This is a genomic window from Halomonas sp. McH1-25 (assembly GCF_022348165.1).
Lineage (GTDB): Bacteria > Pseudomonadota > Gammaproteobacteria > Pseudomonadales > Halomonadaceae > Modicisalibacter.
The window spans coordinates 424,473-446,293 of sequence record NZ_JAKRFI010000003.1 but is presented as its reverse complement, the minus strand read 5'-3'; the positions used below and the strand labels follow the sequence as shown (position 1 = coordinate 446,293).

The window sequence follows — 21,821 nt, the reverse complement described above, 5'->3', positions numbered from 1 at the left end:
GCGGTCAGCCTGAAAGGTGAAGAGGCACGACGGCCGGATTACCCGGCCGCCAGCAGATTACGGTTGGGTGACATCGGTACCGAACCACTTTTCGGAGATCTGCGCGAGCGTGCCATTGTCGCGGAGCGTGTCGAGCGCGGCATCGACGCGGTCGCGCATCGCTCGGCCAGCCTCGTCGTCGCGGAAGGGAAGCGCGTTTTCGATGCGTGAGAAGGGCTTGCCTGCAAGCTGCAGCGGCAGGGGTTTGTCCTTGATCACCTGAGAGGCGCTGATCCGGTCCATGACGAAGGCATCGGCGCGTCCCAGGGCGACGTCCTGCTCGACATTGGATTCGTAGGTCTTGATGTCGATCTGGTCGGAATAGGGAAGCTCGCGCAGCAGCTCTTCATAGTTGGAGCCCAGATTGACCGCCACGGTCTTGCCCTTGAGATCCTCGACACCCTGGATGCTGTCGTTGCCTTCGCGTACGACCACTTGGGCACCGTCATAGACGTAAGGCTCAGTGAAGGCGTACTTTGCCTGGCGCTCGGGCGTAATGGTGATCTGGTTGGCAATGGTGTCGATGCGTCCGGAATCGAGCATGCCGGCCAGACCGGAAAAACTGGCGGTAACGAATTCGACATCGTCGCCGGTGGCCTCGGCGATGGCGTTCATTACATCGATCTCGAAGCCTTTCAACTGATCCTGCTCGACAAAGGTGAAGGGATAGTAGCTGCCGGACATGCCGACTCTTAAGGTTTCGGCGTACGCCGTACCCATGGTGAGGGCGAGCGCGGCCACGGCTGAGGAGAGCAGACGAGGGAGGGTCATGATTGGCTCCTGAGAGGAAAACTGACACAAGTGTAGCGTAAGCTGCCGGTGCGGAATAATAGGAGTGTTTAATATTCCATAAAGTTTTGCCGAATAGGTACCGGTCATCTGCGCTACGGCTGGGAAACCAGCCAAAGGCTGCGATAGGGGCGCAGGATATCCGGCTCGTCGGGTTGCCAGGGGGCGCCGTCCTCGAGCACGTCGTACCAGGTGTTTTCCTTTAGCGCCGCCAGGTCGAGTGGCTGGCGCTTGTCGCTGATGTTGTAGATGGCCAGCAGTCGCCGCCCGTCCGGCAAGGGGCCACGCTGGATGGCAAACATGCCGGGTGGGGTGTCGAGCACCGTCTGGGCGGCCTCGGGATGAAAGCAGGGCTCGTTGGCGCGCAGGGCGAGGCGACGCTTGAGCGACATGAACGCTTCGCGCGTCGGCGTGCTGCGGCTGTCCAATAGCTCTTCGAGTTCTTCCTTGTTCCAGCGTCGGCGATTGATCGCCCGTAGATGTCCGCTGCGCTCGACGCCTTCGTGATCGTTGAGCGTGGCGGTCAGCGAGTGAAAGTAGAGTCCGGGTATCCCTTGCAGCGCCAGCAACAGGTTCTGGCTGCACAGGAATCGCTCCACTTGCCAGGCATCGGGGCCGCGCCGCGTGCCTTTCATGGCGTCGTAGTAAGCGATGTTGATCTCGTAGGGCGAATCGCTGCCGTCGGGGTTGGCCTTCATGCTCACGTACCCGCCGAAGCGATGCATCACCTCCAACAGCTTTTCGACCTCATGGGGAGGTAACAGCCCCTCGAGGGCGCGTACGCCGATGCCGTCATGGCTGGCGGTGAAGTTGAAGTAACTGCAGCCCGGCGGAAGGGTGGGCAACGAACGTGCCCAGTCGCTGAGTACCGTGGCATCGCCGCTGGTGAACGTATGCACCAGCAGTGGCGGCAGCGTGAACTGGTAAATCAGATGGGCCTCGTCGGGCGTGGCGTATTCGGCGGAGGTCTCGCTCACCGGATCATGGCCCGCCGGGCCCATGCGCTCCAGGCCGAAGTAGCTCATGTTCTCCCTGTGGGGCACGTTGGTCTCGGTGATCAACAACGTGCCCGGCGCGACGAAGTCGAGGACGGCACGCAGCAGGCGCACCACGGCATGCGTCTGCGGCAAGTGAATGCAGGACGTGCCGACTTCCTTCCACAGGTAGGCGATGGCATCGAGACGGATCATGCGCGCGCCCTGCTCGACGTAGTAGAGCATGATGCCGACGAACTCCAGCAGCACGTCGGGGTTGGCGAAGTTGAGGTCGATCTGGTCCTCGGAGAAGGTCGCCCAGACATGGCGGGTACCGCGACGCGTAGCCACGGGCACCAGCAGTGGCGTATTGCGGGGCCGGGTGACCTGCGAAACATCGGTATCGGGGTCCATTTCGATGAAATAGTCGCGCCCCGGTTGACTGCCTGTCAGGTAGTCGACGAACCACAGCGATTCGCGCGAGACGTGATTGATGACCAGATCGGCCATCAGGCCGCGCTTGCTGGCCAAGCGCCGGATGTGCTCCCAGTCGCCCAGGGCGGGGTTCACTTCACGGTAATGAATCACCGAGAAGCCGTCGTCGCTGCTCCAGGGAAAGAACGGCAGGATATGCACGCCACTGAACGTATCCGGCAGGCGCTCGTCGAGAAACTCGTCGAGGACTTCCAGGGGCGGACGGTCGCCGTCCAGCAGGGTATCTCCATAGGTGATCAGCCACTGGTCGCGCTCGCTCCACAATGGACGTGGCGTAGGGTCGTGCGCACTGCGTTGGTGCGTTAGCAGGGTCAGCAGACGCCGCAGCACTTCTTCGGCACGCGGACCGTAGATTTCCCGCAGTCGGGTTTCGGCGCGGGCGATGAATTCGGTCTCGTCTAGCGGGTTGCTCGGGGTCGGGGGCAAGGCGTGTCGGTGAAGGTTTGGGGTTGAGGGCATGCAAGAAATCCTCGTTCGTCTGCGTCCATCTCCACCCATCTCTTGCATCAGACGTGCCAAGGCACGTGGCGGGCAGTGGCCTGTCGCAGCGCGGATCGGAACGGGCCCGATCCGCGCTTACCTACATCAGCGTTTGACGAGACGATAAACGACCAGCAACACGATGGCGCCCAGCACGGCGATGACGAAGCTGCCGAGATTGAAGCCGTCCACCGAGCCGAATCCCAGAGCCGTGCCGATCCAGCCCCCGACCAGCGCCCCGAGGATACCGATGATGATCGTCACGATGAAGCCACCGGGGTCCTTACCGGGCATGATGAGCTTGGCTACGATGCCGGCAATCAGACCGAAGATGATCCAGGCGAAAAACCCCATGACGTCTCCTTAATACATAGAAAGTTGATGTGTATTCATGAGCATGGTCGGTATGGCTGGGATTGGGCAAGGGGAATCGTCATTTCCGCCTTTCATGGCAAACCGTTACAATGTCATGAACACGCTCACGGATGCCGACTGATGCACTGTCCTTTCTGTGGTACGCACGAGACCAAAGTGACCGACTCACGCCTGGTCGCAGACGGCGATCAGGTTCGCCGGCGGCGACAATGCACTGCATGCAGCGAACGTTTCACTACCTACGAAACCGCCGAACTGGTCATGCCGCGTGTGGTCAAGGCCGACGGTTCGCGCGAGACCTTCGACGAGCGCAAGCTGCGCGACGGCATGCTACGCGCACTGGAAAAGCGCCCGGTCAGCGCCGAATCCACCGAGGCGGCTATCGAACGTATTCGTCAGCGATTGCGTGCGCGTGGCGACCGGGAAGTCGAGGCGCGCGAGATCGGCGAAGAGGTCATGAATGCCCTCAAGCGTCTCGATCAGGTCGCCTATATTCGCTTTGCTTCGGTGTACCGGCGCTTTCAGGATATCGACGAGTTCCGTGCCGAGATCGATCGCCTGGCCCAAGAGCCCTCCTTTCCACCGCAGGAAGACGAGCGATAGACCACGGGCACGGTGTACCCGGTTGGCGTTTTTCTTCAGATCCGAGGATGCCCATGGCCAAGGTGACTCCCGAAACCTGGATGGCGCGTGCGCTGGTACTGGCGCGGCGCGGTCTGTATACCACCGATCCCAATCCGCGCGTCGGCTGCGTGCTGGTCAAGAACCGTCACAAGGTCGGTGAGGGCTGGCATCGGCGGGCCGGCGAAGCGCATGCCGAGGTCAATGCCCTGCACGAGGCGGGCGAGGCCGCCAGAGGGGCGACGGCCTACGTGACGTTGGAGCCCTGCTCGCACCAAGGGCGCACCGGGCCGTGCGCTCAGGCGCTCATCGACGCCGGGGTGAAGGCCGTGGTCGTCGCCATGCAGGATCCCAATCCGCTGGTGGCAGGACAAGGCATCGCCATGCTGCGCGAGGCCGGCATCGACGTGGAGGTGGGCCTGCTCGAAGATCAGGCGCGGGCGCTCAATCCAGGCTTCATAGCGCGCATGAGTCGCAAGCGTCCCTTCGTGCGCCTGAAAATGGCCATGAGCCTGGATGCGCGCACCGCCATGGCCAGCGGGGAATCGCAGTGGATCACCGGTCCGTCGGCACGCACCGAAGTGCAGCGTCTGCGGGCCCGCTCCAGTGCGATCATGACCGGCGTCGAGTCGATCATCTTCGATAACTCACGCCTGACGGTACGTGCCGGGCAGTTGGGCCTCGATGACGCCGACAGCATCGGCGCACGCCAGCCGCTGCGTGTCGTGGTGGATACCCGGTTGCGTATGCCTCTGGCGGCGGCCTGCCTGAGTGAGCCCGGGCGCACCCTGATCGCGACCTGTGCCGCCGAGTCGCCGAGACGCCGCAAGCTCGAGGAGGCCGGGGCGGAAGTGCTCGTGCTGGCCTGCGATCTCAATGGTCGGGTCGACCTGACGGCGCTATTGACCTACCTGGCCACTCAGGAAAGCTGCAACGAAGTGTTGCTCGAGACCGGGGCAACACTGGCCGGCAGCATGCTCGACGCCGAACTGATCGACGAAATGCACCTGTTCGTGGCGCCGACTCTGCTGGGCGGCGAGGCGCGTCCGCTATTTGCGCTGCCCGGTCTCGAACGCATGGCCCAACAGCGACCGTTGCAGATCGACGACATCCGTGCCGTGGGCCGCGACTGGCGGATCATCGCTCGCCCGCAGCGTATTGCCTGATTTCCGGAGGCTTGTCGAGGGCCCGTTACGGGACTAGCGCGCACGCGCGCAGACAGGTACCCTGACCGCCGACCTAACGCGGAACCATGGCCAATGGGCCCGATCCTGTCGCTTTCCGTCGACAGTCCCGCACGTTACGAATCCGGAGAATCGATGGTGGCTTCCTCTTCCCAGCCCACTTCCCAAAGTGCGTCACAGTCGCTTGGCCAGGATACGCCTTCCCAGCAGACGCTGGCCCGCATCGAGGACCTGGTCGAAGACATTCGCCAGGGCAAGATGGTCATCCTGATGGATGATGAAGACCGCGAAAACGAAGGCGACATCATCATGGCGGCTGAGTGTGTCGAAGCCGAGCACATCAACTTCATGGCCCGTCATGCCCGTGGTCTCATCTGCCTGCCGATGACCCGCGAGCGCTGCGAGCGGCTCAACTTGCCGCTGATGGTGCGCGACAATGGCTCGGGTTTCGGCACCAAGTTCACGCTGTCGATCGAAGCTGCGCATGGCGTGACCACCGGGATTTCCGCTGCCGATCGCGCGCGTACCGTGCGCGCCGCCGTAGCGCGTGACGCCCGACCGTCGGACATCGTGCAACCCGGGCACATTTTCCCGCTGATGGCGGAGCCGGGTGGGGTGTTACGACGCGCCGGTCACACCGAGGCGGCCTGCGACCTGGCGGAGATGGCCGGCTTCGAGCCTTGCGGCGTGATCTGCGAAGTGATGAATGACGACGGCAGCATGGCGCGGCGCCCCGAACTCGAGCGCTTCGCCGCCGAGCACGACATCAAGATCGGCACGATTGCCGATCTGATCCATTACCGCATTCACAACGAACGGACCGTCGAACTCGAGGAATGCGTGCCGGTGCATACCTCGTTCGGCGAGCTGACGCTGCATGTGTTCCGCGATCGTATTCAGGGCTCGCATCATCTGGCCCTGGTCAAGGGACAGCCGCAACCCGAGCGGCCCACCACGGTTCGCGTCCACTTGGCCGACAGCCTGCGCGATCTCCTGGCATTGCAGAAGCCGGGCAGCCAGAGCTGGACGGCTCAAGGAGCCTTGGCCCAGGTCGCACAGGCCGACGCCGGTGTGTTCGTGTTGCTCGACGATGGCCGCACGGCACTCGATTTCAAGAGTCAGCTCGATGTTTTCCTCGAGCGCAAGCGGGTGCCGCGCACTAGCGATTCCGATGGGGCGGGAAATTACCTGATGATCGGCACCGGGTCGCAGATACTGCGTCAGCTCGGGGTCGGGCAGATGCGCCTACTCAGTTCCCCATGGAAATTCTCGGCACTTTCGGGTTTCGACCTGGAAGTGGTGGAGCGTCTGGGCGGCGATATCGCAGATGCCGACGACTCGTTAGAATAAGCCCCTTTTTTTGCCAGGAAAGACTATGCAACCGATCTCCCAAGTCGAAGGGTCCTTCACCGACGTCGATGGCCGTTACGTGATCGTCGTCGGTCGTTTCAACCACCATGTGGTGGATAGCCTGGTGGAAGGCGCCGTCGACAGCCTGGTACGGCATGGCGTCGACGAGGACAATATCGATATCGTCCACGTGCCCGGCGCCTGGGAACTGCCTCTGGCGGTCAAGCGCGCACTGCGTGTGGTCAAGCCCGATGCAGTGATCGCGCTCGGCGCGGTGATTCGGGGCGGTACGCCGCATTTCGAATACGTTGCCGGTGGCTGCAATGCGGCGCTGGGTAATTTGCAGTTGGAGTTCGACACGCCCATCGCCAATGGCGTGCTGACCGTCAACTCCATCGAGCAGGCCATCGAGCGTTCGGGAACCAAGGCCGGCAACAAGGGGGCTGAGGCCGCCATGGCCGCCATGGAAATGGTATCGCTGATGAAGCGTTTCGGGGGTGAAGGATGAATGCCAGGAAACCCGCTACGTCGGATGCCCGCCAGGCACGGCATGCCGCGCGCGAGCTTGCCGTGCAGGGACTCTATCAATGGCAGTTGACCGGTAAAGCGGTCTCCACGCTCGAGGCCGAGTTCCGCAGCCAGGTGGCCGACGAGGATCTCGAGGATCACGAAAACTGGCACAAGGTCATGGAAATCGCCGATCTGGCGCTGTTTCATGATTTGCTTCACAACGTGGTGCGCGAGCGCGAGTCTCTCGATGCCAGTATCGCGCCGCTGCTCGATCGTCGCCTCGACGATCTCGACCCTATCGAACTGGCTATCCTGCGCCTGGGGGCCTACGAATTGGCCAAGCGTCCCGAGGTGCCCTACCGCGTTGTCATCAACGAAGGGATCGATCTGGCCAAGTCGTTTGGCGCTACCGACGGTCACAAGTACGTCAACGGCATTCTCGACAAGCTCGCCGGGCGGCTGCGAAATGCCGAGGTCAACGCCCGCCGTCGCTGACGCGCCGGGGCGGATGGCTAGTCACATGCCGAGCGAGTTCGAACTCATCGCCCGCTACTTCGTGCAGCGTAACGAAGGCGAGCCGGCCGGTATCGCGCTGGGCGCGGGAGACGACTGCGCGTTGTTGGTTCCTTCACCGGGCCAACGACTGGCGGTCAGCGTCGACACGTCCGTGGTCGACGTGCATTTTCCCGCCCAGGCTCCCGCCTGGGCCGTAGGCTATCGTGCGCTGGCCGTGTCGCTGAGCGATCTGGCCGCCATGGGAGCCAGGGCGCGCTGGTGCACCATGGCGGTGACGCTGCCCGAGGCCGACGAGACATGGCTCGAGGCGTTCAGTCAAGGCTTTCACACCCTGTGCCGGGAGTGCGGTGTCGCGCTGGTCGGAGGGGACGTGACCCGAGGCAATCTGAGTATCAGCGTCACCGTGCATGGCGAGGTGCCGGCCGGAGCGGCTCTGTACCGAAGCGGAGGCAAGGCCGATGATATCGTGGCGGTGACTGGCCCATTGGGCGGTGGCCATGGCGGGCTTCGAGCCTGGCAGCGGGGCGTGCGCGATCTGGCCGATCCGCTGCTGTCCCGCTACCTGTTGCCCAAGCCGCGTCTGGCCGCCGGCCTGGCCCTGCGTGGTCTGGCCAACTGCGCCATCGATATCTCGGATGGCCTGCTGGCCGACCTCGACCATCTTTGCGCAGCTTCACACCTCGGCGCCGAGCTGGACATGGCGCAGCTGCCTCTGGCAGTGGGACTCGAAGACATGCTGGGCGTGGAGGGCGCTCGCCATGCCGCCCTGTGTGGTGGCGACGACTACGAGTTGCTGTTCAGCCTGCCGGAAGCATCCTTGGCCGAAGCTCAACGCCGACTGCATGAGTGCGGCCTCGGCCTGTGGCCGATCGGACGACTGCATGAGGGCGCTGGCATCGCCGGGGTGGATGCAGTTGCCGTCAACGGCTGGCAGCACTTTCCGGGAGGAGCCGAATGAATCGCGCGCCTTCCAGCGTCTGGCGGCGTCCTACGCATTTCTTTGCCTTTGGCCTGGGCTCCGGGGCGGTGCCGTTCGCGCCCGGAACGTTCGGCACACTGGCTGCTATTCCTTTTTACTGGTTGATGTCGGGGCTGCCACTTTCCTGGTATCTGGGGCTGGTGCTGGTTGCCAGCTTGATCGGCATCTGGCTGTGCGACAAGACATCCCGCGATCTTGGCGTCCACGACCATTCCGGGATCGTCTGGGATGAGTTCGTCGGATATTGGCTGACCATGGCGGCGGTACCCTTCTCCTGGGAATCGGCGCTCTGGGGCTTCGTGGTGTTCCGGGTCTTCGATATCATCAAGCCCTGGCCGATCCGCTGGGTCGATCGACGGGTAGCCGGTGGTTTCGGCATCATGTTCGACGATATCCTGGCGGGGGTGTATGCCTGGGGGGCGATGCACCTGTGGTTCTGGTTGCACTAGTGTTGCTGAACAGCGGCAGCGCTCGATAATGCTACTCCAAGACAAGTTCACACGGGCAGGGGAACACTATGCGCAGGACGTGGTGGGCGGTCATCGTAGTGGCGGTACTCGGCGTGGTCGGCTACCTAGGTGCGCTGGCCTATGCCAGCCACGTTTTCGAGCAGGAGTTGACGCGTACGCTCGAGGCGCTGCGCAAAGAGGGGCAATGGCAGGTCGAACGCCAGGAGGTGGAGCAAGGATGGTTCCACTCTCAGGGCCGCCTGCATCTTTCGCCTGTCGGTGACGACCGCTGGCAGGCGGAGATTCCTTACGACGCCCGTCATGGGGTGCTTTCCACCCGTCTGAGCGGCGCGATACAGGGCGTGCTGGCCGAAGACGCGGATAGCGCATCGCCGCGCATGCTGTTTGGCGATGTGCTGCCTTCCGCCGAGCCACGCTGGACGGCCACGTTCCACACCCTCGACCGGCAGGCCGAGGGTCGCCTGGACGTGGCTGGGTTCGAGCTATCCCGCAACGGAGCGCAGCTTACCTTCACAGGGGCGGAGTTTACTGCGGAGGGAAGGGTCGGCGATGTCGCGGTCCAGGGGCAGATCGCGCCAATGCGCTGGCAGTACGATCGGGGGGAGCTGGCTACCGGGCCCGTGCATCTCAATAGCCGCTATCAAGCCTCCGAAGACTATTACTATCATCAGCGTAATGAGCTGATTCTCAACCGCCTCGATTACCAGGCTTCCCAGCGTCCCCCGGTGACGCTGACTGGGCTGCGCTACAGCGACGAGACGCGCCTCGACGAGCAGCTGCGTCTCGACATATCGCTGTCGCTCGAGCAGGCCCAGGTGGGCAGCGAGCCACTGCTTACCGGACGCGTGGATGCCAGCCTCGACCGTATCGATGGCCAGGCTGCCCGGCACTTGGCCCGCGAGGTTGAAGCCGTAATCGAGGAACAGGGCGGCGACCTGTCAGGGCTCGATGAGGCCGGGCAACGCCGACTTCTACAACGTCTCGAGCCGGCCATTCTGGCCATGCTGGAAGATTCCCCGCGCTTCATTCTCGAAGGAGCGACCCTGTCGAGCCCGTTGTTCGGGGTCGATACTCGCGGCCATGGCGAACTGATCTTCTCGGGCCGGGATGTCGATGCACTGAATGTTCTCGACCTGCTCGATAGCGATGCACCGGCCTGGCGTGAGCGCCTCAATGGCCGTTTTACCTGGAATGGCATTCCGCCGCTCGTCGCCTTGCAACTGGGCTTGCCAGTGAGTACCCGTGAACTCGTGATCTCTATCGAGGCAGGGCGAGTCCGGATCAATGACCGTCCCTTGCCATCACTCCTGTGATTCTGTTCTAGGCTGAATCCCACGCGATGCCCGTTACCGTACAGGACGCGACTTGAACTTTCGTCAAGTTGCCCACATTCCTCTGCATATAACGGGCAACAGGCCCAACTGATGCAAGGTGAACGATGAGCGAACGTGACCAAGATGCACCGGAAGTCTTCATGGATGGTCAGGAAGAGCGTCAGGAACATGCCGGCGCGATGGTTCCGACCCGGGAATACTTGCCTGAACGCATCTATCTACTGCCTATCCACAACCGTCCCTTCTTCCCTGCCCAGGTCCAGCCGTTGGTAATCCATCGTCAGCGCTGGGAAGAAACCATGCAGCGCGTTTCCGATACGCCGCATCATACCGTGGGGGTGGCCTATGTCGGCGATGTGGGGGTCAGCGAGCTAGACTACGAGCACTTCCCCGAGATCGGCACTGCAGTCAAGGTCCACAAGGTCCAGGGCGAGGATCAGCAGATCCAGTTCATTGCCCAGGGCATGCGGCGTTTTCGCATCGTACGCTGGCTATCGAAGAAGCCCCCATACTTGGTCGAGGTCACCTATCCCAAGGAGCCGGTTGACGACGAGGCCGACGAGGCACGCGCCTATGCGATGGCGCTGATCAATGGGATCAAGGAACTTCTGCCGATCAATCCATTGTATGGCGAGGAGCTCAAGCACTACCTCAATCGCTTCAGCCCTCACGAGCCCGGTCCGCTGACCGACTTCGCCGCCGCCATCACGTCGGCCAAAGGGCGCGAGCTGCAGGGCATTCTCGAAACTCTGCCGATCATGACGCGCATGCAGAAAGTGCTGCCGCTGCTGCGCAAGGAGATCGAGGTCGCCCAACTGCAAAGCGAGATCAGCGAGCAGGTCAATGCGCAAATGCAGGAGCGCCAGCGTGAATTCTTCCTGCGCGAGCAGCTCAAGATCATCCAGAAAGAACTGGGGATTTCCAAGGACGATCGCGAAAACGATGTCGATACTTTCCGCGCTCGCCTGGAAGGGCGTGTCGTGCCCGAGCGGGTCATGCAGCGCATCGATGACGAACTCGACAAGCTGGCGGTGCTCGAGACCGGCTCGCCGGAGTATGGCACCACACGCAACTACCTGGACTGGCTGACGTCGATGCCGTGGGGGGTGACTTCGGAGGATCAGCTCGACCTGGCGCATGCCCGTACGGTGCTGGATCGTGACCACAACGGGCTTGGCGACGTCAAGGAACGCATCATCGAGTTTCTCGCCGAGGGCACCTTCAAGGGGGATGTCGGCGGTTCCATCGTGCTGCTCGTGGGCCCGCCCGGGGTCGGCAAGACCTCCGTCGGACGCTCCATCGCCGAGGCGCTGGGACGCAAGTTCTATCGCTTCTCGGTGGGCGGCATGCGCGACGAGGCCGAGATCAAGGGACACCGGCGGACCTACATCGGTGCCATGCCCGGCAAGCTGGTCCAGGCGCTCAAGGAAGTCGATGTCGAGAATCCGGTGATCATGCTCGACGAGATCGACAAGATGGGCCAGTCGTTTCAGGGCGATCCCGCCTCGGCGCTGCTCGAAGTGCTCGATCCGGAGCAGAACAGCGATTTTCTCGATCATTACCTCGATGTGCGTCTGGACCTGTCCAAGGTGCTGTTCGTGTGTACCGCCAACCAGCCCGATACGATTCCCGGGCCGCTGTTCGACCGCATGGAGCAGATCCGTCTGTCCGGCTACATCGCCGAAGAGAAAATGGCGATCGCCAAGGACCATCTGTGGCCCAAGCTGCTCAAGCGCGACAACATTCCCAGGAAATGCATCAATCTGACCGATGCAGCGTTGCGCCAGGTCATCGAGGGCTATGCCCGCGAGGCCGGAGTGCGACAGCTTGAGAAGCAGCTGCACCGTATCGTGCGCAAGGCGGCCGTCAAGTTGCTGGAGAGCGATCAGAAGAGCGTCAAGGTATCGATCAACAATCTCGAGGAGTATCTGGGAGCGCCGATATTCCGCAGGGAGAAGGTACTCAAGGGGGTCGGGGTAGTGACCGGCCTGGCCTGGACCAGCATGGGCGGGGCGACATTGCCCATCGAGGCGACCAAGGTGCACGCGCTGACCCGGGGCCTGAAGCTGACCGGCAAGCTCGGCGACGTAATGCAGGAATCGGCCAACATCGCCTACAGCTATACGCTGGGCCACCTGGCCGAATACGGTGCCGATGCCGACTTCTTCAACGAGGCATTCATCCACCTGCACGTTCCTGAAGGCGCCACGCCCAAGGATGGCCCTTCCGCCGGGGTGACCATGACCACGGCGCTGATCTCGCTGGCTCGCCATCAGGCCATCGATCGGCCCCTGGCGATGACCGGCGAGGTGACGCTGACCGGACAGGTGCTGCCGGTAGGCGGCATCCGCGAGAAGGTGATCGCGGCGCGACGCAGCGACATCTTCGAATTGATCCTGCCCGAGGCCAACCGGCGCGATTACGAGGAACTACCCGACTATCTCAAGGAGGGTGTCAGCGTGCATTTTGCCCGGCACTACAATGACGTGGCGAAGATCGTCTTCCGCTGATCTCGGAAAGCCCCGCTTGTGCGGGGCTTGTCGATGGGTTTGGCAGCGATTGGCGTACTCGAGGTCAAGAGAACGGCTAGTGAGAGATGGGCTCCCGGTACTAACGGGTGCCGCGCAGCTATTGTGCCGTACCCGTGCTGGTTCCGGTATCGCCCGACGTGCCGCTTCCGCCGCCCATCGAACCGCCTCCCGTGGTTCCGCTACCCGCATCACTACCCGTTCCCATGCCGCCTGAGCTACCTGCGCCTTCGGCGGGGCCGCCGTCCTGTTCGGGCATGTTCTGCTGGTTGCCCTTGGGCTCCCAGCCTTCGGGACATTCATCGCCTTCTTTGAGATCGTCGGGACAGTCCATGCGCACGCCGCCGTGGCTCGATGAGCCGCCGTTGGAGGTCGTGCCATGACTGCTGCCTGTGGCCGAGCCGCCGGTCGACTCGTTGGCCATGACGGGATTGCCGACCAGCATGCCGGCAAGCAGCAGGCCAGCGCCAAGTGCAGAGAGCTTGGGCAGGGTAAGATGTAGAACGTTCATCGATCCATCTCCTTGTCTCTGGGACAAAAAGGATCCGAGGGACTAGGCGAGCCCGTGCGGGATTGCCTGATTCTGGCGCAGCGTTGCATGCGCCTATTTTCACGTTAGCCCAGCGCAGCGCGCCGTCCATATCCTTCACAAAAATTTACCTCGCCATGGCGTGTCGCTAGGCAACGCCGGCATGCCGTGCCAGAATTATCGCCCACCCTGGACACCCTACAGACCAGCGGCGCCACGCCGATGGCTATCGTATCCCAGACGATCGCCCGGTGGCGTGAAGTTGGCTAGCAGACAACGAGGAAACCATGCCCCAGTATCGCTCACGCACTACCACCGCCGGCCGCAATATGGCGGGCGCCCGCGCGCTTTGGCGTGCCACCGGGATGAAGGACGAGGATTTTCATAAGCCGATCATTGCCGTGGCCAACTCCTTCACCCAGTTCGTGCCCGGCCACGTCCATCTCAAGGACATGGGCCAACTGGTGGCGCGCGAGATCGAGAAGGTCGGTGGGGTGGCCAAGGAGTTCAATACCATTGCCGTGGACGACGGCATCGCCATGGGGCATGACGGCATGCTCTACTCGTTGCCCAGTCGCGACATCATTGCCGACAGCGTCGAGTACATGGTCAATGCGCACTGTGCCGATGCATTGGTGTGTATCTCCAACTGCGACAAGATCACTCCCGGCATGCTGATGGCGGCCATGCGCCTCAATATCCCCGTGATCTTCGTCTCGGGCGGGCCGATGGAGGCCGGCAAGACCAAGCTGCTCGACCATGGCATCGACCTTATCGATGCGATGATCTATGCCGCCGACGACAAGTACAGCGACGAGGACATCGCCGAGATCGAGCGTAGCGCCTGTCCGACCTGCGGCAGCTGCTCGGGCATGTTCACCGCCAACTCGATGAATTGTCTTGCCGAGGCGCTGGGGCTGGCGCTGCCCGGCAATGGCACGCTGCTGGCCACCCATGCCGACCGTCGCCGCCTGTTCGAGGAGGCGGGCCGGCGCATCGTCGAGTTGGCCAAGCGCTACTACGAAGGTGACGAGGTGCACCTGCTACCGCGGGCCATTGCCAGTAAGGCGGCGTTCAAGAATGCCATGACCCTGGATATCGCCATGGGGGGCTCGACCAATACCATCCTGCACCTGCTGGCCGCCGCCCAGGAAGCCGAAATCGACTTCACCATGGCCGACATCGATCGTTTGTCGCGGGAGGTGCCGCAGCTGTGCAAGCTGGCCCCCAACACCCAGCAGTACCACATCGAGGACTGCCACCGAGCCGGCGGCATCATGGCGATCCTCGGCGAACTCGATCGGGCCCACGTGCTCGATACCACGGTGCCTACCGTCTACGGTGATACGCTCGAGGCGGCGCTCGACGAGTGGGACATCATGCGCAATCCCTCGTCCGACGTCGTGGAGTTCTACAAGGCCGGCCCGGGCGGCGTTCCCACCCAGCAGGCCTTCTCGCAGAGTGCCCGCTGGCCGAGCCTGGACGGCGATCGTGCCAATGGCTGCATACGGGATCTCGAACACGCCTTCTCGAAGGAGGGGGGATTGGCCGTTCTGTTCGGCAATATCGCCCAGGATGGCTGCGTGGTGAAGACGGCCGGCGTCGATGAATCGATCCTGGTCTTCGAAGGCCCGGCCCACGTGGTCGAGTCCCAGGATCAGGCGGTGGAGCATGTGCTGGAAGGCATGGTGAAGCCCGGCGAGGTCGTGGTGGTTCGCTACGAAGGCCCGCGTGGCGGGCCGGGCATGCAGGAAATGCTCTATCCCACCTCGTATCTCAAGTCCAAGGGACTCGGCAAGGTCTGCGCACTGATGACCGACGGGCGTTTCTCGGGTGGCAGTTCGGGCCTATCGATCGGACACGTGTCGCCCGAAGCGGCTGCCGGTGGCGCCATCGGACTGGTGGAAAACGGCGATATCATCCGTATCGACATTCCCAATCGCCGCATCGATGTCCAACTCAGCGATGCCGAACTGGCCAGCCGGCGCGAGGCGATGGAGGCTCGTGGCAACCAGGCCTGGAAACCCAGCATCGAGCGGGTGCGCAAGGTATCCGCTGCACTCAAGGCCTATGCATTGCTGGCAACCTCGGCAGACAAGGGCGCGGTACGCGACCTGTCCAAGCTGGACTGAGCGCGGCAAGAACGAGGCCCGGCACTTGGCCGGGCCTCGATGAATTGGCGTCCCTGTCGGTATCGGAACGGAAGCTCAGGCAGCTTCTCTGAATGCCTCGCTTTCGAGTTCTGCAAGCATTTCCTGCTCGCACTCCAACGTAAACCAGATCATCAGCATGTCGAGACTTTCTTCCGAACAGCACATCACTGTTTTCTCCCGCTCGGTGGATGGAAACTGACCGTGAAAAGTATGGTCGGTTAGACGAAGGTCGACAGGGTTTTTCTCTCGCCTGTTTGACATGGGTCATAAGATGACTCTGTGTATCTCAGGGCGATATTCATGAGACAAGGAGGACCGCATGAAGGAATCGTTCAAGGTCGGGCTGGTGGGCTATGGTTTCGCCAGCAAGACGTTTCACGCACCACTGATTGCCGCGACGCCCGGCCTGGACCTGATCGCCGTCTCCAGCAGCGATGCCCCGAAGGTGCATGCCGACCTGCCGGACGTGGCGGTCGAGTCCGACCCTCACGCACTTTTCGCCCGACCGGATATCGACCTGGTCGTGATTCCTACACCCAACGAAACGCATTATCCCCTGGCCAAGGCGGCCCTGAATGCCGGCAAGCACGTCGTGCTCGACAAGCCGTTCACGGTGACCCTGCGCGAAGGGCGGCTGCTCAAGAGCCTGGCCGATGCCAGTGGCAAGTTGCTGTCGGTATTCCACAACCGCCGCTGGGACAGTGACTTCCTGACCGTTAGCGAGCTGCTCGAGGCTGGACGCTTGGGACGTCTGGTGCATTTCGAATCCCACTTCGATCGTTTCCGTCCCGAAGTGCGCGATCGCTGGCGGGAGCAGGCCAAGCCGGGTGGCGGTATCTGGTACGACCTGGGGCCCCATCTGCTCGATCAGGCCCGCGTGTTGTTCGGCATGCCACAGGCGATTCTGCTCGATTTATCCGCACGCCGCGATGGTGCCCGGATCGACGATGACTTTCATGCGTTGCTCGACTATGGCGACATGCGTGTGGTACTGCACGCCGCCGCTCTGGTGGCTGCCGAGTCGCCGCGTTTCACCCTGCACGGGACGCGGGGCAGTTACGTCAAGTTCGGCCTGGATCCGCAGGAGGATCGGCTCAAGGCCGGCGAAGCGCCTGCCCCGAGCTGGGGCGAGGACGAGCGTCATGGGCAGTTGACCGTCAGGGAGGGAGAAGGGGAGCAGGCACCCTTGGTGTCGTCGAGCTATCCGACACGGCCTGGCGATTACCTGGCCTACTATGTCGGTGTGCGCGATGCGCTGCGCGGCGAAGCCGAAAACCCGGTCCCCGCGGAGGAAGCGCTGGCCGTGATGCAGCTCCTGGAAGCCGGGCTCGACAGCTCGCGCCAGCAGCGTTGGGTACGTCTCAAGTAGGTCGAGTCATCCGGCCCGTCGATAACGACGTTGTTATCGTACAGTTACAGTTTGAAGCCATACAACATTTGCAAAACCCGCGTATCGTTTCTAGCTTCTAGACAAGCTTAGCGATTCGGAAAACGTTTTCCTAAGCGAGACGCTGCCACCAAGGAATGAGGAGGAGAAGCATGAAAGGAATTTATAGCGCTCTGATTGCAGCTGTCCTGTTCGGTTCCGCCGGCGCGGCACTGGCCAACGACGATGTCCCGCGTGCCGACGATGATATACCCTCCGGTCCCACCGAAAACCTGAGCACCCAGACCGGTTCCGCCAATACCCAGGCTGGCGATACCGCCGTCAAGGGTGGCACTGCCAAGAACCCGGAAGAGCCTGGGTTGGTCGGAGGCGATAATACCAAGAGCCATGGCGACGCCATGAAGAAAGACGACGAGGAGTATCGTATCGAGACCGAGGAGCCTCGTGCCGATGACGACATTCCTAGCGGTCCCAGCGACGATCTGAGCACGCAAACCGGCTCAGCCAATACCCAGGCTGGCGATACTGCGACCCAGGAAGGCGTGACCAACTAAACCTTCTTGTCTAACGATCTGCATGATGCCGCCACGTTCGCGTGGCGGCGTTTTTTTATCGTTCCCGTTTCCCCCAGTTCACCACCAGTCGCCCTGGTCGCGATCGCTACGCAGCTTTTCCCGGGCAATGAACAGCGCGGCAATGGCGCGTGCCTCGTGAAAATCCTCGCGCGCGAGTAGCGCCGGTAACTCTCGAAAGGCATGGGTCTCGACGATCAAGGGCTCCGGCTCGTCACCGGGCAGACGCTTTTCGTAGAGGTCGCTGGCCAGCAGCACATGCATGCGATGATTCATGTAGTTGGGGGCCAGGGAAAGTTCGACCAGTGGCTCGATGTTGCGCGCGCCCATGCCGCATTCTTCCATCAGCTCGCGATTGGCGGCAGTGATGATGTCCTCGCCGGGGTCGACCAGTCCCTTGGGCAGGGTCAGGGCGTAGTCATCGAAGCCGGCGGCATATTCCCGAATCAGCAGCACATGGTCCGGGTCGGGCATGGCGACGATCATCACGGCACCGTGTCCGCTGCCCTTGAGACGCTCGAAGGTGCGTTCGGCGCCGTTGGAGAAGCGTAGATCCAGGCGTTCGATGGTGAACATCTGGCTGCGAGCCACGTCTTCTCGGGAAAGAATGCTGGGTTTGCGGGGAGGCGTTGGCGGCATGGCAAAGGTATCCAGTACAATGAAAACGTAGCTATCTCCCTTCCTTTTACCATCGCTGTGGAGTCCCTGGCCAATGATCGACTGGCGTGCCATCGATACCGTACTGCTGGACATGGACGGTACCTTGCTGGACCTGCACTTCGACAGTCATTTCTGGCTGGAACATTTGCCGCGTCGTTATGTCGAATTGCATCGACTCGACGAGGCCACCCAGGAAGAGGTGCGGGCCCGCATCGTTCGCGAGCAGGGCACCCTGAACTGGTACAGTCTGGCCTACTGGAGTCGCGAGCTCGGCGTGGACATCGTGGCGCTCAAGCGCGAAGTCCAGCATCTCATCGGCCTGCGCAGCGATGCCCTGGACTTTCTGCAGTGGCTCAAGCAAGCCCACCCTCGTGTGGTGCTGGCGACCAATGCCGATCGGGAAAGTCTGGCGCTCAAGCTGCCCCTGACCGGGCTCGAGGCCTATCTGGATGCCATCGTCTCCTCGGCCGATCTGGGCATGCCCAAGGAGGCCCCGGAATTCTGGTTCGCCCTGCAGGATGTCGAGCCTTTCGACCCGTCTCGTACGCTGTTCATCGATGACAATCCGGCGGTGCTCGAAAGCGCCCGCGAATACGGCATACGCCATTTGCTGGGTATCAAGCAGCCTGACAGCAAGCGTCCCGAAAAAGAGTTGGAAGAGTTCATTGCCCTGGATCGGTTTGCGTCACTACTCCCTGACGCACCGCTCCGGGCCGGATCCTGACGGAGTCCCATGACTGGAGTACGTATCGACAAGTGGCTGTGGGCCGCGCGTTTCTTCAAGACGCGTGCCCTGGCCAAGAAAGCCATCGAAGGTGGCAAGGTCCATTACAACGGGGCTCGGGTGAAGACCAGCAAGACCGTCGAGCCGGGCGCCCTGATCAAGGTGCCGCAGGGATGGGACTTGTGGGAAGTCGAGGTGTTGGCGGTTTCCGATCAACGCCGTGGCGCTCCCGAAGCCCGCGAACTTTACCGTGAAACCCCCGAAAGCCAGACGCGGCGCGAGCGGGAAACCGAAAGCCGACGGCTGGCGAATCAGGCCATGAGCGCCCCGCAGGGCCGCCCGGACAAGAAACAGCGCCGCGACATACAGCGCTTCCAGCGCCAACGTCCCGAGGAATGAGGGACAGGCTCTCACCTTTCAAGATTGATAGTGACTCATGAACGATCAGATTCAACGTTTCATCTTCGATGACACCAACGTGCGCGGCGAAATCGTCACGTTGGAATCCACCTACGCCGAGGTGCTCGACAAGCAGGCCTATCCACCTGCCGTCGAGCGCCAGCTCGGTGAGATGCTTGCCGCCGTGGCGCTGCTCACCGAGACCGTCAAGCTCGACGGTACCCTGAGTCTGGAAGTGCGTGGCCAGGGCGTGCTTAGCCTGCTGATGGCCGAGTCCAACCCAGGGGGCGAGTTGCGGGCCATTGCGCGACTCGCCGAAGACGCGGCCGTTCCGGCCGAGGATGCCTCGTTCAAGCAGCTGGTCGGTGACGGCCAACTGGTGATCACGCTCGATCCGCGTGAGGGTAACCGTTACCAGGGTATCGTCGCCCTGGAGGCCGAGGATCTGGCCAGTTGTCTCGAAGAATACTTCTACCGCTCCGAGCAGTTGGCCACGCGGCTGTGGCTGACTGCGAACGGACGTCGAGCGGCCGGCCTGCTACTCCAGCAATTACCCGACGACGCCAGCAACCTCGATCCCGACGCCTGGGACCGGCTGATCTCGCTGGCCAGTACCGTATCGGCCGAAGAGATGCTGGCTCTCGATCAGCGCGATCTGCTTTATCGCCTCTTTCACGAAGAGACCACGCGGGTCTTCGAGCCCAAGCCGCTGCATTTCGGCTGCACCTGTTCCCGGGAGCGTATCGCCGATGCCCTGCTTACCTTGGGCGAGTCGGAGCTGCGCGACATCCTGGCCGAACAGCAGGCCATCGATACCCAGTGCCACTTCTGCCACACTCGCTACCATTTCAGTGCTGCCGAGATCGAAGCGATGCTCGGTTCGCCCGACGCCGATTCACCCACGCTGCACTGATCGTTTCATCCTTTTTGACGCCCTCCGGCTGAGCCATTTCAGCGATGCCGGGGGGAGAAAAAGCAGCGTTTTCCGGATTGTCGCTTTTTTGCCATAATGACGGCCCAGGACGCGCTGCGTTCAAGAAGGATAGTTGTGCTCAACACAGAAGCGGGGAAACCGCCGAGCGCAAGGAAGAAAAACGCTTTGGTTAACGAGAGAGAATCGGCCCACGGGCCCAGGACACCATAATGACCACTACCCAAGCTGCTCCTCAGGTAGCGACAGAGCGTCGCGCCGTGAAGATTCACACCAATCTGAGTGCCGCCGAGCTGATCGAAAGTGCCATTTCACGTGGCGAGGGTCGGCTTGCCGATACCGGTGCCCTGGTGGTGAATACCGGCGTGCGCACCGGGCGCTCTCCGGCGGATCGCTTCATCGTCGATGAGCCCTCCACCTCGGAACTGATCGATTGGGGAAGCGTGAACCGTCCCTTCGACGGTGAACGTTTCGATGCATTATGGGAGCGTGTCGAGGATTACCTGGCCGAAGACGACAGCTTCGTATCCGAATTGCATGTGGGCGCCGATCCCGAGCACTACCTGCCGATTCGGGTCACTACCGAGACGGCCTGGCACAATCTGTTCGCCCATACGATGTTCGTACGTCCCGAAGGGTACAACCCCAAGGGCAAGAGCGAATGGACTATTCTCAATGCGCCGCATTTCGTCTGTGAGCCCGAACGCGATGGCACCAACTCCGACGGTACGGTAATCATCAACTTCGCCCGTCGTCGTGTACTCATCGCCGGTATGCGCTATGCCGGCGAAATGAAGAAGGCCATGTTCTCGGTACAGAACTTCCTGCTGCCCGAGAAAGACGTGCTGCCCATGCACTGCAGTGCCAACGTCGGTGAGGATGGCGAAACCACGCTGTTCTTCGGCCTGTCCGGCACTGGCAAGACCACGCTGTCCGCCGATCCCGAACGCTACCTGATCGGGGACGATGAGCATGGCTGGGGCGAGGGAACGGTCTTCAACATCGAAGGCGGTTGCTATGCCAAATGCATCGATCTCTCCGAGAAGAACGAGCCGATCATCTGGAAAGCCATCCAGTTCGGTGCCGTCCTCGAAAACGTCGTGCTCGACGAGCGGCGCCATGCCGATTATGCCGACGATGGTCTGACCCAGAATTCCCGCGCCGCCTATCCGCTCGAGCACGTCGAGAAGCGCGTCGCCGAGAATCGTGCCGGCGAACCCAATGCGATCATCTTCCTGACCTGCGACATGAGCGGTGTCTTGCCGCCGGTGTCTATCCTCTCCAAGGAAGCTGCGGCCTACCATTTCCTGTCCGGGTATACCGCCAAGGTCGGCTCCACCGAGATGGGGTCGTCGTCCGGCCTTGAAGCGACATTCTCGACCTGTTTTGGCGCGCCATTCTTCCCGCGTCCGGCTCGCGAGTACGCCGACCTGCTGATCAAGCGCGTCGAGGCCTTCGATTCGCGCGTCTACCTGGTCAATACCGGTTGGACAGGCGGCAGTTTCGGACAGGGCGGCAGCCGTTTCAGCATTCCCACGACACGTAGCGTAATCAGCGCCATCCAGTCGGGGGCATTGAAGGATGCCGAGACACAGCATATCGACGGTCTCAATCTGGACGTGCCGGTTAGCGTGCCGGGCGTCGATTCGTCGCTGCTCGTGCCGCGCAATACCTGGGAAGACGGCGACGCCTACGATGCCCGGATGCGCGACCTGGTGGTCAAGTTCAACGAGAACTTCAAGAAGTTCTCCGGTGTCGATGACGCCATCGTCGCGGCGGGGCCGTCGCTCGACTGAGACGACGAAAGCCTTTACGCCGCTGG

Annotated in this window: 21 protein-coding genes; 16 read left to right on the top strand and 5 right to left on the bottom strand. The window is 62.1% G+C overall.

The features are described 5' to 3' along the window. Window positions 1–57: 57 nt before the first annotated feature. From MHM84_RS11575 to MHM84_RS11565, 3 genes are all read right to left on the bottom strand, one after another. On the bottom strand, window positions 58–810 hold the full coding sequence (locus tag MHM84_RS11575; protein ID WP_239266229.1) for an amino acid ABC transporter substrate-binding protein: 753 nt from the start codon (window positions 808–810) through the stop codon (window positions 58–60). A gap of 113 nt (window positions 811–923) precedes the next feature. After that, on the bottom strand, window positions 924–2,756 hold the full coding sequence (locus tag MHM84_RS11570) for a sugar phosphorylase (RefSeq protein ID WP_239266227.1): 1,833 nt from the start codon (window positions 2,754–2,756) through the stop codon (window positions 924–926). Window positions 2,757–2,882: 126 nt separating this feature from the next. Then, window positions 2,883–3,131: a GlsB/YeaQ/YmgE family stress response membrane protein gene (locus tag MHM84_RS11565; RefSeq protein WP_239266225.1), complete on the bottom strand. Its 249-nt coding sequence runs from the start codon at window positions 3,129–3,131 to the stop codon at window positions 2,883–2,885. Between the two features lie 141 nt (window positions 3,132–3,272). Between MHM84_RS11565 and nrdR the strand changes: the two genes are divergently transcribed. The 9 genes from nrdR to lon all read left to right on the top strand — a co-directional run bounded on the left by nrdR (window position 3,273) and on the right by lon (window position 12,626). Continuing rightward, window positions 3,273–3,755: a transcriptional regulator NrdR gene (gene nrdR, locus MHM84_RS11560; RefSeq protein WP_239266223.1), complete on the top strand. Its 483-nt coding sequence runs from the start codon at window positions 3,273–3,275 to the stop codon at window positions 3,753–3,755. Window positions 3,756–3,808: 53 nt separating this feature from the next. Continuing rightward, window positions 3,809–4,939, top strand: coding sequence for a bifunctional diaminohydroxyphosphoribosylaminopyrimidine deaminase/5-amino-6-(5-phosphoribosylamino)uracil reductase RibD (gene ribD / locus MHM84_RS11555; RefSeq protein WP_239266221.1), 1,131 nt, complete (start codon window positions 3,809–3,811; stop codon window positions 4,937–4,939). Window positions 4,940–5,032: 93 nt separating this feature from the next. Beyond that, window positions 5,033–6,307, top strand: coding sequence for a bifunctional 3,4-dihydroxy-2-butanone-4-phosphate synthase/GTP cyclohydrolase II (gene ribBA, locus MHM84_RS11550; RefSeq protein WP_239266219.1), 1,275 nt, complete (start codon window positions 5,033–5,035; stop codon window positions 6,305–6,307). 25 nt (window positions 6,308–6,332) lie between these two features. Then, window positions 6,333–6,815, top strand: coding sequence for a 6,7-dimethyl-8-ribityllumazine synthase (ribE, locus tag MHM84_RS11545; protein ID WP_092842966.1), 483 nt, complete (start codon window positions 6,333–6,335; stop codon window positions 6,813–6,815). Then, window positions 6,812–7,312 carry a transcription antitermination factor NusB gene (gene nusB / locus MHM84_RS11540; RefSeq protein WP_239266217.1) on the top strand — a complete coding sequence of 167 codons (501 nt, stop codon included), beginning with the start codon at window positions 6,812–6,814 and terminating at the stop codon, window positions 7,310–7,312. Before ribE ends, nusB begins: the two co-directional genes overlap by 4 nt. A 25-nt stretch (window positions 7,313–7,337) precedes the next feature. After that, the gene (gene thiL, locus MHM84_RS11535) at window positions 7,338–8,291 is read left to right on the top strand and encodes a thiamine-phosphate kinase (RefSeq protein WP_239266215.1); all 954 of its coding nucleotides are present in this window, start codon (window positions 7,338–7,340) and stop codon (window positions 8,289–8,291) included. After that, window positions 8,288–8,761 (top strand): phosphatidylglycerophosphatase A, encoded by a 474-nt coding sequence (locus tag MHM84_RS11530; protein WP_239266213.1) that lies wholly within the window; start codon window positions 8,288–8,290, stop codon window positions 8,759–8,761. Before thiL ends, MHM84_RS11530 begins: the two co-directional genes overlap by 4 nt. A gap of 68 nt (window positions 8,762–8,829) precedes the next feature. Beyond that, window positions 8,830–10,095 carry a DUF945 family protein gene (locus MHM84_RS11525; protein WP_239266210.1) on the top strand — a complete coding sequence of 422 codons (1,266 nt, stop codon included), beginning with the start codon at window positions 8,830–8,832 and terminating at the stop codon, window positions 10,093–10,095. Between the two features lie 161 nt (window positions 10,096–10,256). Then, complete coding sequence (lon, locus tag MHM84_RS11520) at window positions 10,257–12,626, top strand: endopeptidase La (RefSeq protein ID WP_239266281.1); 2,370 nt, start codon at window positions 10,257–10,259, stop codon at window positions 12,624–12,626. A gap of 118 nt (window positions 12,627–12,744) precedes the next feature. Here the strand turns inward: lon and MHM84_RS11515 are convergent, their stop codons facing one another. Further along, entirely contained in the window at window positions 12,745–13,155 is a 411-nt protein-coding gene (locus MHM84_RS11515; RefSeq protein ID WP_239266208.1) for a hypothetical protein, read from the bottom strand. Between the two features lie 305 nt (window positions 13,156–13,460). Here MHM84_RS11515 and ilvD point away from each other — a divergent pair, with 305 nt between their 5' ends. The 3 genes from ilvD (at window position 13,461) to MHM84_RS11500 (ending at window position 17,267) form a co-directional block, all read left to right on the top strand. Continuing rightward, window positions 13,461–15,305, top strand: a complete 1,845-nt coding sequence (gene ilvD, locus MHM84_RS11510) for a dihydroxy-acid dehydratase (protein WP_239266206.1) — start codon at window positions 13,461–13,463, stop codon at window positions 15,303–15,305. A gap of 340 nt (window positions 15,306–15,645) precedes the next feature. Next, on the top strand, window positions 15,646–16,695 hold the full coding sequence (locus MHM84_RS11505; RefSeq protein WP_239266204.1) for an oxidoreductase: 1,050 nt from the start codon (window positions 15,646–15,648) through the stop codon (window positions 16,693–16,695). A 170-nt stretch (window positions 16,696–16,865) separates the two neighbouring features. Next, a complete protein-coding gene (locus tag MHM84_RS11500) occupies window positions 16,866–17,267 on the top strand; it encodes a hypothetical protein (protein ID WP_239266202.1) in 402 nt (133 codons plus the stop codon). A gap of 78 nt (window positions 17,268–17,345) precedes the next feature. Here the strand turns inward: MHM84_RS11500 and nudE are convergent, their stop codons facing one another. Next, window positions 17,346–17,924, bottom strand: a complete 579-nt coding sequence (gene nudE / locus MHM84_RS11495; RefSeq protein WP_239266279.1) for an ADP compounds hydrolase NudE — start codon at window positions 17,922–17,924, stop codon at window positions 17,346–17,348. A 73-nt stretch (window positions 17,925–17,997) separates the two neighbouring features. Here nudE and yrfG point away from each other — a divergent pair, with 73 nt between their 5' ends. The 4 genes from yrfG to MHM84_RS11475 all read left to right on the top strand — a co-directional run bounded on the left by yrfG (window position 17,998) and on the right by MHM84_RS11475 (window position 21,795). Next, a complete protein-coding gene (gene yrfG / locus MHM84_RS11490) occupies window positions 17,998–18,669 on the top strand; it encodes a GMP/IMP nucleotidase (RefSeq protein WP_239266200.1) in 672 nt (223 codons plus the stop codon). 9 nt (window positions 18,670–18,678) lie between these two features. After that, window positions 18,679–19,068, top strand: coding sequence for a S4 domain-containing protein (locus MHM84_RS11485; protein ID WP_239266198.1), 390 nt, complete (start codon window positions 18,679–18,681; stop codon window positions 19,066–19,068). A gap of 37 nt (window positions 19,069–19,105) precedes the next feature. After that, a complete protein-coding gene (gene hslO, locus MHM84_RS11480) occupies window positions 19,106–19,981 on the top strand; it encodes an Hsp33 family molecular chaperone HslO (protein WP_239266196.1) in 876 nt (291 codons plus the stop codon). A 230-nt stretch (window positions 19,982–20,211) separates the two neighbouring features. Further along, entirely contained in the window at window positions 20,212–21,795 is a 1,584-nt protein-coding gene (locus MHM84_RS11475; protein WP_239266194.1) for a phosphoenolpyruvate carboxykinase, read from the top strand. The last annotated feature ends 26 nt before the right edge of the window (window positions 21,796–21,821 follow it).